The sequence below is a fragment of the Paracoccus homiensis genome, assembly GCF_900111675.1.
GTDB classification, from domain to species: domain Bacteria; phylum Pseudomonadota; class Alphaproteobacteria; order Rhodobacterales; family Rhodobacteraceae; genus Paracoccus; species Paracoccus homiensis.
In genome coordinates this window covers 23,578-35,046 of record NZ_FOHO01000024.1, presented here as the reverse complement: position 1 = coordinate 35,046, position 11,469 = coordinate 23,578, and the positions used below count along the sequence as shown (strand labels likewise).

The 11,469-nt window shown below is 59.4% G+C and carries 10 protein-coding genes and 3 pseudogenes; 8 read left to right on the top strand and 5 right to left on the bottom strand.

Translation table 11 applies throughout. The annotated features are described in order from the left end of the window. The 3 genes and pseudogenes from BMX67_RS18480 to BMX67_RS18470 all read left to right on the top strand — a co-directional run. The coding region (locus BMX67_RS18480) for an ABC transporter permease subunit (protein WP_139206574.1) at nt 1-341 on the top strand (341 nt) is incomplete at its 5' end. Between the two features lie 112 nt (nt 342-453). Beyond that, a pseudogene (locus BMX67_RS18475) lies at nt 454-1,790 on the top strand (ISKra4 family transposase); the annotation flags it as partial. Next, nucleotides 1,787-2,107, top strand: coding sequence for a LysR substrate-binding domain-containing protein (locus BMX67_RS18470; protein ID WP_090738081.1), 321 nt, complete (start codon nt 1,787-1,789; stop codon nt 2,105-2,107). The pseudogene BMX67_RS18475 and the gene BMX67_RS18470, both read left to right, overlap by 4 nt. A gap of 86 nt (nt 2,108-2,193) precedes the next feature. On the opposite strand, the gene BMX67_RS18465 is transcribed toward BMX67_RS18470, so the two are convergent. Continuing rightward, nucleotides 2,194-3,162 (bottom strand): SulP family inorganic anion transporter, encoded by a 969-nt coding sequence (locus BMX67_RS18465; RefSeq protein ID WP_175479982.1) that lies wholly within the window; start codon nt 3,160-3,162, stop codon nt 2,194-2,196. Next, nucleotides 3,159-4,307, bottom strand: a complete 1,149-nt coding sequence (locus BMX67_RS18460; RefSeq protein WP_425438992.1) for a helix-turn-helix domain-containing protein — start codon at nt 4,305-4,307, stop codon at nt 3,159-3,161. Before BMX67_RS18460 ends, BMX67_RS18465 begins: the two co-directional genes overlap by 4 nt. A gap of 215 nt (nt 4,308-4,522) precedes the next feature. On the opposite strand from BMX67_RS18460, the pseudogene BMX67_RS19950 reads away from it, so the two are divergent. Continuing rightward, nucleotides 4,523-4,642, top strand: a pseudogene (locus BMX67_RS19950) (IS3 family transposase); the annotation flags it as partial. 169 nt (nt 4,643-4,811) lie between these two features. On the opposite strand, the gene BMX67_RS18455 reads toward BMX67_RS19950, so the two are convergent. Beyond that, nucleotides 4,812-6,020: a replication initiation protein gene (locus BMX67_RS18455; RefSeq protein WP_090738077.1), complete on the bottom strand. Its 1,209-nt coding sequence runs from the start codon at nt 6,018-6,020 to the stop codon at nt 4,812-4,814. A 518-nt stretch (nt 6,021-6,538) separates the two neighbouring features. On the opposite strand from BMX67_RS18455, the gene BMX67_RS18450 reads away from it, so the two are divergent. From BMX67_RS18450 to BMX67_RS18425, 4 genes and pseudogenes are all read left to right on the top strand, one after another. Continuing rightward, nucleotides 6,539-7,942: an AAA family ATPase gene (locus tag BMX67_RS18450; RefSeq protein WP_090738075.1), complete on the top strand. Its 1,404-nt coding sequence runs from the start codon at nt 6,539-6,541 to the stop codon at nt 7,940-7,942. Then, nucleotides 7,935-9,047 (top strand): ParB/RepB/Spo0J family partition protein, encoded by a 1,113-nt coding sequence (locus BMX67_RS18445; protein WP_090738073.1) that lies wholly within the window; start codon nt 7,935-7,937, stop codon nt 9,045-9,047. Before BMX67_RS18450 ends, BMX67_RS18445 begins: the two co-directional genes overlap by 8 nt. A gap of 515 nt (nt 9,048-9,562) precedes the next feature. After that, nucleotides 9,563-9,961: pseudogene (locus BMX67_RS18430) on the top strand (DUF1826 domain-containing protein). Nucleotides 9,962-10,019: 58 nt separating this feature from the next. Continuing rightward, nucleotides 10,020-10,241 carry a hypothetical protein gene (locus BMX67_RS18425; protein WP_217645914.1) on the top strand — a complete coding sequence of 74 codons (222 nt, stop codon included), beginning with the start codon at nt 10,020-10,022 and terminating at the stop codon, nt 10,239-10,241. Nucleotides 10,242-10,377: 136 nt separating this feature from the next. On the opposite strand, the gene BMX67_RS18420 is transcribed toward BMX67_RS18425, so the two are convergent. Then, complete coding sequence (locus tag BMX67_RS18420; RefSeq protein ID WP_090738062.1) at nt 10,378-10,647, bottom strand: helix-turn-helix domain-containing protein; 270 nt, start codon at nt 10,645-10,647, stop codon at nt 10,378-10,380. A 137-nt stretch (nt 10,648-10,784) separates the two neighbouring features. Further along, nucleotides 10,785-11,339 (bottom strand): cytochrome b, encoded by a 555-nt coding sequence (locus BMX67_RS18415; protein WP_090738060.1) that lies wholly within the window; start codon nt 11,337-11,339, stop codon nt 10,785-10,787. Nucleotides 11,340-11,469: the final 130 nt, after the last annotated feature.

The following is an 11,469-nucleotide window of genomic DNA, read 5'->3' as shown; positions in this document are numbered from 1 at the left end:
GGGCGGGCGTGTCGGGGGTGAACATCACCAAGGTGCACGCGGCCTATTCGCTGGGGGCGTCGAAATGGCAATTGCTGCGGCACGTGATCCTGCCCAATTCGCTGCCCGAGATCTTTACCGGGGCGCGGGTGGCGATGGGGGTGTGCTGGGGCACGGTGGTGGCCGCCGAGCTGGTCGCGGCCCAGAAGGGCGCCGGCATGATGATCATCGCAGCCTCCAAGTTCCAGCTGACCGACATCGTCCTGATGGGCATCATCCTCATCGGAATCATCGGCTACGCAATCGACGTCATCATGAGACTCGCAGAACAAAAACTCGTCCCATGGAAAGGACAAGGGTGAGGCGAATGACGAACACAAAGGCGCCGGATCGTGGCGGGCGGGAGGGGCAAATCTGGTGGTCGACGTGGTAGGGCAAGGTCTTAGAACAAGGCGGGGCCCGCCATGTATGTGAGCATTTTTTTTCGAGACGACGTTTGACCATGGAGGCACCAAGAGGCGCAATGTCGGTCGGCTTCGTCGTGCTCCGGACGAGTTGGGTTCCGAGAATTTGGGCCTTCTCCTCGACGAGGCAAAGACCTTGTTGAGGCGTTTGCAGGAAGCGATGGTGCAAGATCAGGTCGGTGAAGCACTGGAAGCTCGCCGGAAATGCGATAGTTGCTGCAAACACCGTGCGATCCATGATGATCGAGGCCGCATTCTCGACACAGTTTTCGGACGTATTCGTGTGAAGTAACCAAGGCTTCGACGCTGCTTGTGCCAACCGGCTGGGACCGAGAACTCCGCGCCACAATCACCCCTTGCCGGGCTGTTTTCTGACCGTGCGACTCCTGAACTTCGGCGCCTGCAGGCTGAATTAGGGGCCAGAAACTCGTTTCGGCAAGCCGCTCGATTGATCGAAATGTTCCTGCCCTGTTCGGCTCAGTCGAGCACGACCGTTCGAAATCGCTTGGGTCGCGTCGCCGACGAGTTGGGCCACGACGACGCAAGCCCAGGAGACGCGGATACGATCGCGTCGCGCTCACCACAGACCGTTTTCCTGGATGGAGCGCACATATGATGTCGGCCCAAATACCAGAAGCGTCACCTGGATGTCGTTGTCGGAAAGGTTGAAAGCCCCAATATGAGCCGGCGGTTTGGCCTCGTGCAGCAAGCCGCCAGTTTCCCTGCGGAGCAGCTCCGACATGACCTGATCGCGCAGGGCTGAGACGGTCTGAGCAAGGTGACCGTGATTTCAGACGGGGAACCTGCACTGCCTAATTTGGCCAGGCGAGCTGTTCGAGGTTCGGTCGCCCACATACTGGACTGGTGGCATATCTCGATGCGGGTCAAGCACATTGAAAATGCGCTGCGGGGACTTCTGAAATCGAGGGGATTTTCAGGGTTGCCGCAACTCTTCGAGCCACCAGCCGATTTACTCCGTTGTACCATTGGCACGGCAAAGTGATGGCAGCCACGACAGTTCTCAAAGTTTTCCAAATCGATTGCGATCGCCTGCACGCCGAAACCCGAGTGTTACGAGAAGCGGCCAGGCGCGTCAAAGCCAGGTGCCAAGACCTCTTTTCGTACCTTCCGAACAACTTCGACGCGCTCGTAGATTACGGTCGTCTACACCGCAGTGGCCTCGCTGTTTCATCCTTCCGGGCAAAAGGCTGTGTTGATGACATCGGCAATACCCGCATGGGAAAGCGGCGGCGCATGAGATGGTCGCCGCAGGGCGCGCATCGGGTAGCCGTCACTCGAGCCGCCGTCTTTGACAGAAGGTTGGATGTCTCCAAGCAGGTCGCTTGACCACCAGCTTTTGCCCACTCCCGGGCATTCCCTACACGGGAACCATCCAGGGTAACCGGTTCTCGCACAGCACCCTTCTGCTTCAGGCCGCGGTCGAGGGCATGGGCATTGCAGTGGTTCCACGCCATTATGTAACAACAGAATTGAGCAATGGATCACTCTTTATGCCGTTTGGTCCCCCTGTTCGGTCCGGCGAGGCGATCTGGATGGTCAGCTCTGAAAGCAAGAGCCAAGATCGACACTCTTTTATCCTGCGGGAATGGTTGCGCCAGCGCCAGACGACAAAAGACACCGCCGAAGACAAGCGCCCATCGTGACATGCTGCCCGGCACCGCAACGCAATGTCCGGGGGCAGTGTCGTGGATGCATCCGAAAGACACTTGAAAGATCTAGAGCCGGTCGACTATCGACATTCCTGGAAAACGCGGCTCGTGCAGTTCCGGCAAATCTCGAGGTCGGCGTCCCGGACACAGGCAGAGATGGCCGAGTTTTTGCTCATGACCAATTTCTCTGCGCCCAGAACCTCCAGTACATGTGTTCGAAGAAGTATCGAAACAACGCCTTCATAGGTTGCCACGATACGCACATTCCCCCCGCGTGCGCGATGGCGTCTGCTCAAGCTTATCAGACAATCCGCGCCCGCCAGATCGATCAGCCCCACGCCACGCAGGTAAAGCACAAGGTTACTGCGCGCGCCAAATCGCTGTTCGATCTGCTGGGACCTCTCTTCGATGGCTTCCAGAGATGCGAAATAGATCGGGCCTTCAACGCGAAGAATCGCGATCTGCGGGCATTGCGAAAGGTTATAGCGGATGGCCGCTCGCAGGCTGCGATGTCCTTGTTCTTCGGAAGGCGTGAGAACCGCAACCAGAGGCGTTGCGCTTTTGCGCAGAAACGCGAACAGTGACGTCAGAACACCTGCGACAATCGCAAATTCCAGTTCGACCGATATGCCGGCAAGAAAAGTTACCAGCAACACCAGCCGATCACTGGTTCGGGCCCCCAGAATATGCTGGATTTCAGCAATATCGACCAAGCGATAGGCCGCGAAAAGAATGATTCCCGCCACGACAGGCACGGGCACATAGGCCACGAATGGCGCCAGTCCAAGCATCATCACGAACAGGATACAGGCCGCAAAGATCGACGACATCGGCGTTTGCGCACCGCTTTCGGCGTTCAGCGCCGAACGCGTGAAGGAGCCTGATCCCGCATAGCATTGGAACATGCCGCCAAGCAGATTGGACAATCCCTGCCCCATGATCTCTGGGTTGGAATCGTAGGGCTCGCCCCGCCGTGCGTTCGTCGAACAATTCTGGCCTACTGTCTCAACTTGGCAGGCGTGCAGGGTGCGCTTTCCCGTGATGTTCACGCCGTCGCCCGCCACATCCGGTATCGCCCCCGTCCTGTTACCTCCCGGATGAGGCCCCGCTCTACCATCCAGTCGATGTTGCGCTGAACCGTTGCCCGATGCGTGCCTGTCAGTTTCTCGGCCATTTGGACCGAGACCAGCGGCCAGCTTGTGAAAAGGTCACGCAGCATCGGCGGCGTCTTGCCCGAAAGCGACGCCATCGTTCGTTCCGCGGCAGCCGACCAGGCCTCGACCTCCTCAAGCCGGCGCAGGGCTGCGAAGGTCGCGCTCTCCATCCCGTTCAGCCAGCGCGCCAACCGGGCCGGCGGGTCCCCGGTTGCGCGGAATCCCCCTCCTCCGCCCATGGCGATCGGTGCGAAGATCGCGCCGGGCGTGCTCCCTGACGGCGTGAGATCGCCGATCGCGACACGCGCCGCTGTCACCGCGGCCTCCAGCGGATCATCGATCGGCGACAGCTCCGCGACGTGCCAGAGATGGAAGCCCATGCAGGCCCGTGTCACAGGGTGGAGGTCTTCGGCCTGATCCATCATCGCGAGCCATCCGGCGGCCCGGTCCTCGAAGGCTTCGCGCTCTGCCATCTCGACGATGCGCGAAGAAGCCTTTGCCTCTTCGAAACGCTCTCCCTGGCCCGGCCGGTCGCGTCGATCAAGGAAGGCCTCCAGGTCGTCCGTTCCGGACCGAAGCGTCAGCAGCGCGGGTCCGCCGGACAGTCGGCGCACGGCCCAGCCGATCCGGTACATGGCCTGCGCATCATCCGTTGCGGTCGACACCCGCAGCGCCATGTAGAGCGACAGCCGGTCAAGGCCGATCCGGTCTTGCGTTAACCAACTCAGGTCAGCAGCCTCGATCAGGGCGAGCCGCTGCCGCCAGCCTGCTGGGCCACGGCGCAAGCGTTCATCGAGGATCCCCAAGCGAGCGGCGACACGAGCAAGCTGCGCCGCCTGCCCGGCCTCGGCTCCTCGCCAAGCATCGACGATTTCAGATTCCCTGGCCTCCGGCGCGGGTCCGGGCGGCAGGTAAATCGGTTCATCCTCGAGCGGCCCGGGCAGAAACCAGAGATCCGCGTTATCCTTGTCCTCGGACGCCTCTAGGTCTTCAAGAGGCATCTTGTCATAGTTTATGTTTGCCGGGAAAAATCGGCTCATGCGCGCATTATAGGGCTATTTTGCGCGCTTGACGATAGAGTTTGAAGGGCTACGTTTCTCTTTACCATAGAGGCGTCCGCGGCTCTGTCCTCTCAAAAACGCTGGAGTGCTTCTCGCGGGCATCAGCCCATCGATACAAGGCTTCCTGAACTCAGCGCGACGAGGGAAACGCCCCTTGCATGCGCCCACAAACGATCATGACCGAGCTGATCTGACGGCGCACACGGGAGAGCCCACGCCAGGCCGAAGCTGCCATCTTTCAATACATCAATGGCTTATATAACACACGCCGTCAGCACTCGGGATCGGGAGGCAAAAGCCCCTGCGCCTTCTAAAGCCAAGTGGCCCAAACGAGCACTGGGAGGGGCCCAAATACATGATAGGTCCATCATGACGACGTTCTCCCTAGTAGCACGAGCAGGTTTTCAGTGGGTCGATACAAGCCCGTGGTTGCAGTTCAAGCTTAGGTGGGCGTTCCTCACAACAGGCATTCTCGGTGTGATTTTACACCTCCGCATCCAGTTCTTCGGTGACGTCGTCAAAAACGCCGGGCGCCATCTCGGCCCAGAATAGCCGGATACGTGTCGCGTTCAGGGGTGACATCCAGCCATGCTTGGTAAAATCGTCCCGCGCCCTTGCATCGCCCAGTTGACTAAGGAACAGACGCCGGTCCGCATCGCGCTGAGTCGGGGTGCGTGAATTGACCAGATCGATGATCCGACGTAGCCGCTCTGCCTGGGGGCTGGTCTTTGGCGGCTCTGATCGTTTCCCCTCATCGGCATCGTTGTTGAAATCGCCATCCAACGCCGCGCTGAGATATCCCACCTTGCTTTTGACGTTCTTGCGCGCCTCGACATAGCTCAGCTTGGCGGCCACCTGATCCTCGCCATGCACGCTCAGCCACTGCTTGGCCAATCGATCACTGACCCCCATCTGCCGCAACCGCGCATAGATCGGGCCGTGACGCATCGCCTCGCCATCGTCGATATCCAGAATGGCCAGTTGCGGATTGTCCTTGATGCGGAAACGGATCTCGGTGACCACCCTGCCCTGCTTTCGCGTTTCCGGCGTCAGTATGATGTTGCTGGTCTTGTTCACCTCGGTGACGGCAGGTTTGATGACCTTGGCGTTCAGATGTTTGAAGGTTTCGTAATAGGCCGACCCATCGACGCCCATCAGCCGCCGGAACAGATCCAAGGGCCACCATCCGGTCGAGCCGGTCCGCACGAAGCGATAGCAGTTTTCGTAAAGGGCCAGCGCATGTCCCGAGGTAAAACGCCGCTGGATATTCAGATTGATCAGCGCAAAGACCTTTGGATCGTGCAACTTTTCGGCCAAAGCGGGTGAATACGCGTATTCGCAGACCCCGCCTTTCAGTTTGGCATAGCTGAGAAGGCTGCTGACGCCCCATTCCTGCTGACCCTTCTCGTCCAGCATGTCCCACTCGGCGACCGTTTCCGCCAACCCTCGCAGCGACTGTTTCAGCGTATCCATGTCGTTGCTGTTATAGCCGATCATCAGACACAATGTCCGCGCGTCGATCTGATGTCGGCTGCGGCTGGTCAGGGTGTCATAGGCGTTCAGCAGAAGCACGTTCGAAAGCTTGCGTTGAAGCAAGGTCAGCTTGCCGGACACGTGGATCGCGGCGACGTGCTTTTTGACCGCGCCGCGCCGCAACGCACCCGACAATCTGTCGCGGGGTATATCTTCCATTTAGCTGCCCGTCCCTCTCTTTTGTCCGCATTATGCCTAACAGGGTACCTTCGATCAACGATCCTATGGGCACCCGTTGAAGGTTGTCCACGATCCCGCAAACAGGTTCCTTTCGCCGGCTCGCCATCGTCAGGGACCCATTTTCGGGATGCGGGGTGATCAAAAATGACGCCCTCGCGCTGAAAATCGCCCGTTTTAGCCCCGTCCCGCAGGTGAATACCTTCAAACCCGCGAATCGGTACCACTTATCCCGGATTCTGGGCCCTCTCATCCCGTAGCTGGGTGCCCTTCAGCCTGTAAGCTGGTACCTTTCCACCATTACTGCATTGAGAATACTGAATTATCTGAACTTAAAGATTCTAAAGTCTCTAAAGCTAATACAAACTTTCTGCTGTCGTCTGGATGAATTTCGGCATGGTTTCGCCGCGAAACCTGCTTTGATGATTCCCAACCCAGGCCTCATGTGCGATAGATGATCCAAAACACATCAGAATGCAGTACATCGCAGAGGGATTGAGATGTCAGGCAAGGAACCCCTTCCACCATATTTCAACATCGATCCGGAGAAAGCCGCGAAGCGCCTGTCCGACCCTATCGGAACCGCGCGATTCGCCAAAGCCGCGGCATTCGCGGCCCGTGGTCGTCAGGATCTTGCAGAACGTGGCTATGCACCGGATGGACGCAAGCGTTTGCGGCGGTTCTCGACATGGGAAGTGTGCAAGTATCTGATCCCTGTCGCGCCTGCGCATTTCCGCCGTGTCTTGCGGAAGTACCCTGCCCTTCCCCAAGGGACCGGGGAAGGAAACTCGAAATGGTTTACGCTCGATGAGGTTTTGCAACTTCGCGATCACTTCGCGACCGAAGGGGCCGCGGATCGGGAATATCGTCCGTGGCGGCCGGAAGGGATGCCGGCAAAGACGATCGCGGTGGCGAACTTCAAGGGTGGCGTCGGTAAGACTTCCACCGCGGCGCATCTGGCAATGTCAGCTGCGCTCGACGGGTACAAGGTCCTTGTGATCGACCTTGACAGTCAGGGCAGCATGACTTCGATCATGGGCGGGCAGGTGCCGGATGAATGGTCCACCGCCTTCCCGCTGCTGGCCAAGGACTATGCGCTGGCGCTTCAGGATGAAAACCGCGTGCGCGAGGCCGCCGGTCAGCCCCCCCTGCCCTTCGATGAAACCCTGACCGAAGCGCTGAAAATCGGGGCGCGAGATGTCATTCAGCCAACGCATTGGCCAAATATCGACCTTCTTGGCGCGCAACTAAATCTGTATTGGGCGGAATTTCAGGTTCCGGTCTGGCGGATGGGTTTGCGCAGTTGGCCATTGTGGGATGCGCTATCGAACAGCCTGCTGAATGATGGGATTGTCGACCAATACGATATTATCATCCTCGATACCCCCCCTGCCCTCGGCTATCTGACGATCAACGCCCTGGCGGCGGCTGATATTCTGTTGGTACCCTTGGGCGCGACATTTCTGGAATTTGACTCGACCGGGCGCTTTTTCGACATGCTCTACAGCACCTTCGCAAGTGTTGAAGATGGCGAGAACGCGGCGCGGCGGCGCGATGGCTTGCCAGAGATGCGGTTTGAATGGGATGCCGTTCGTGCACTGATCACACGTTTCGATGCAGGTCAGCAGACCGATCTGGCGAATGTCATTCAGGCCTATTTCGGCGATTTCATGACGACCTATCGTCAGGAAATGACCGCTATGGTGGGTCAGGCAGGCGAGCAGGTCAACGGCATCTACGAGGCCGATTACCGTGAATTCAATCGTGATACCTATGTGCGCGGCCGCGAGACTTTCGACAGGACCTGGGCCGAAGTTAAAGAGTTGATCATGGGAACCTGGTGGCGCGATCAGCAGATGGAACAGGCAGAGCAAGCCGGCGAGGAGGGTCAGGCAGATGGTTAAGCGCAGAAGGCTGGAGACGCCAAGTCACGCGGATCTTGATCGGATCGAGAAAGAGTTTCGCAGCGAAACCTCGGATCGGCCGATGCCGGCGCGTGGTATTGCGCCCATCGCCCAGGTTGCCGCCGACAGCGCGGCGCAATCGCAGACCGAAGGTGCGGATGCACGCGCTGCACGCGCCAAACTGGAATCGGATGCGGCACGCTTGCACGCGGCACAGCAGCAAGGGCTTCTGATGGTCGAGCTGCCCATCGATCAGATCGACGAAGGTGCCATGATCCGTGATCGCATGACCTTGAATGAAGAGGACATGCACGAACTTCGCCAGTCGATTGCCGCGCATGGTTTGCGGCTGCCGATCGAGGTGTTCGAATTGGAGAAACCGGGCAAGGCGGGGCGGGTCTATGGACTTCTCTCTGGTTACCGCCGCCTCCTTGCGACGCGCGCCTTGCAGGAGATGACGGATGCTGACAAATATCGGGTCATCCGCGCGGTCATTCGACCGCGTGAAGACAGCGGCGGCGCTTTCGTCTCGATGATCGAGGAAAACGAAGTGCGCGAAGAGCTTAGCCAGTTCGAGCGCGGGCGCATTGCCGTGATCGCCGCCGACCAGGGTGCGTTTGCAAATACGGAAGAGGCTGTCGCCAAACTGTTTGCGACGGGTTCGAAGGCCAAGCGTTCGAAGATCCGCTCATTCGCGCTGATCTTTGAAGAGCTTGGTGATATGCTGCGTTTCCCGGAAGGGCTGACGGAACGTCGCGGGTTGCAGCTTGCTTCCGCCTTACGTCGGGGCGCGGAAAACCAGTTGAGAAATGCCTTGTCACAGGCGGGATCGGCGGATGCCGAAGAGGAATGGGCTGTCATCGAACCTGTTCTGCGTCGGTTGGACAGCGATGATCACGAGCCCAGTCGCGGTGGCCGCCCCAAAACAAGGACCGCAGGCGTGATCTGGGATGATAGCGGGGCGGTCCGTGTTTCCTCCGGGATCACCATGCGTCGGGGCACGGATAGCCGTGGGCAACTGCTGCGCTTTGAAGGGGCAGGGGCGACGGACGAGGTGATCAATGCCTTGATGGCAAAAATCCAAGTGGCATTGGAAGAACAGTAAGGTTTCGCGGCGAAACCCAGATCGAGGGGCAGGGCGCTCGCAATAAATGCTTTTGCGCTGCTCCTGCCCTTGCCTATGGCCGCAAGCGGCGCTCGTTAAATTGGTGTTGTCGGGGGGGGCGGCCCCGCTTCAACATTCAATTGCCGCCGCCAGTTTCGGCGATGCTTACGCTTTGCAACGCAGGGCCGTCATGGCGGACTGTATCCGGATCTTTGCCAATGCGTATCTCGACGATGCTCGGGCCAATCTGCTAGTCGCGCCTTCGTGCCACCGGCATGGTACGAGATCGGTTGAAATGGTGCGCCTCGCCACCGCCGAAATCGGTGGTGGCGACCGGAAGTAACTCGATTCATTAAAACTATTATTATAAATCAATATCTTGATCGGCTCTTCAGCCGAAAGTCGCGCGTTGATAAATTGTCATTGCAGGCATTTGCGAAGGGCAATAGGTTATAACATTATATAAGTCTGGCCGCGACGCCGCGCGGCGGGTTCCGTGACATGTTGGCGGGGATATCGCGACGCTGGCTTATATGAGGTCCGAAATCACCGGTGCGACCCTGTTGCATCTGCGGCTGGAGGCGATTGACAACCATGCCTGTCGCAAGTGCCATGTCGATTAGATGGGGGCGCGGATGCTGCGCACCTATCGCGGCAGTGGCACGCAACTGGCGCTGCCGGGGCGAGAGGACAGGCCGCTGGATGTCGCGACAGACAGCGGCCTGCTGATACGTGGCGCCCTGCGACCCGGTGAGGGAACCGAACCGCTGCACCGATCTCCGCCCCTCGAAGGGAGCGGCGAAACCCGCCTGCTGGCCGTCATTGACCCGGCATCAGATCAACAGACGGACATCCACCATACCCACCAAGGTCTATGGGAAACAAAATGGGCAGGGGGCGCACAACCCTGGTGATCCATGCCGGCCGCTGCGAAAGAATTCATCCGCCAGCGGTTTCATGAAATCTGAGCGCATGCAGATGCACGAAGATATCACCATCGCCCGCGCTCGCACGGACCTGGAATCCAAATGGCTTGCAAATACCGGACTGCGCTGTCGGATCGACAGCCTGCGCAAACGCAGCAGCCACAAGCTGGGAACGGTGGTCGTGCGTGGCCACTATACCTTCACCTTCCTGCTTGATGGCGCGCAAACCGTCGTTCCGGCCCGGCTCCCGTTCGCCTTGAGGAAGTAGACGGGCGCGTGCTGACTACCGGCCACCATTCATCGCAATTCGTCTAGATCGGGTGCCGAACGCAGTTCCGGCGGGCGTCAGGCGAAAGCGTGGCCCTTGCCCCGCGTTGCAAGCCCTGCGCCCATCCGCCGGGATGTCAGCAGCAGCTACAGCTTTTCGGGCCGATATCGATCTGAAAGTCTTCGCTGGTCAAAGGCGCGGCCTTTGTGAAGGTGCCGTGGCGGACCCGCAATGCGCTTTCGATCTTTTTCAGCGCGGCATCGTCGATGCCGATCTTGTCCGACTGCCCACGCTCGAACTGGGCGACTTGCCTTTCGGTCAGCCCTGCGAGGCGCGCCAGCTTCGTGCGGCTGACGCCGCGCGCCAGGCGGGCTTCCTTGATCCGTTCGGAATTGAAGTTCTGCATGTCGTTTCCTTCGTCGTCTTGCGCTGTCACGGCCAATTTTCGCGGCAGATCAATGCGTGGTCGAAGCCGTCTTGTGGGCCCGCCTTTGGCTGCAATTTATGCGCAGACGACCCGATGCCGCAACCTGTCACCAAAATCTAGGATCGCGGGCGGAGGGGCGGCCAGATGCGGGTCCAGACGCCATCGCGGCGGATCAGCCCGTGCTGCAACGCCGCGCCGATATGCAGCGCAAGCAGCGCGATCAGGGCCATTCCGGCAGCGTAATGCAGACCCTTGGCGGCATCAGCAAGCGCATCGGATTTGGCAAGCCAGGGCCCCACACCCAAACGATCCAGCAGTTCGATCGGGAAACCACCCGCGCGGACCCGGATAAAACCGCTGATCGGCATGACGATCAGCAGCAGATACAGCAGCCAATGCGACACCGACGCCGCGCTGCGCTGCCAGGCGGGAATGGATGAGGGCAGGGGCGGCGCCGGGTGGCGCAAGCGATAGATCAGCCGCAACAGGATCAGCGGGATCAGGATGACGCCCATATTCTTGTGAAACAGGAACAGCGCATCCTGCAACGGCCGCGCAATTCCCTTTTGGGTCATGATCAGCCCGGCCGGGATCATCAGCAGGACCGCAACCGCGATCAGCCAGTGAAATAGCCGCGCGGGTGTCCGATAGCTGTCTGAATGCCGGGTCATCATCCATCCTTCTCTGAGATCAGTCTAACCTGCGGGAACCGTTCTGCCTAGCGCGACGCAGGCTCTGCTTGACGCCGCACGGGCTTTGCATAGGCTTGGCCGATGTGTGCAACCCGCCCCCTCATGTCCG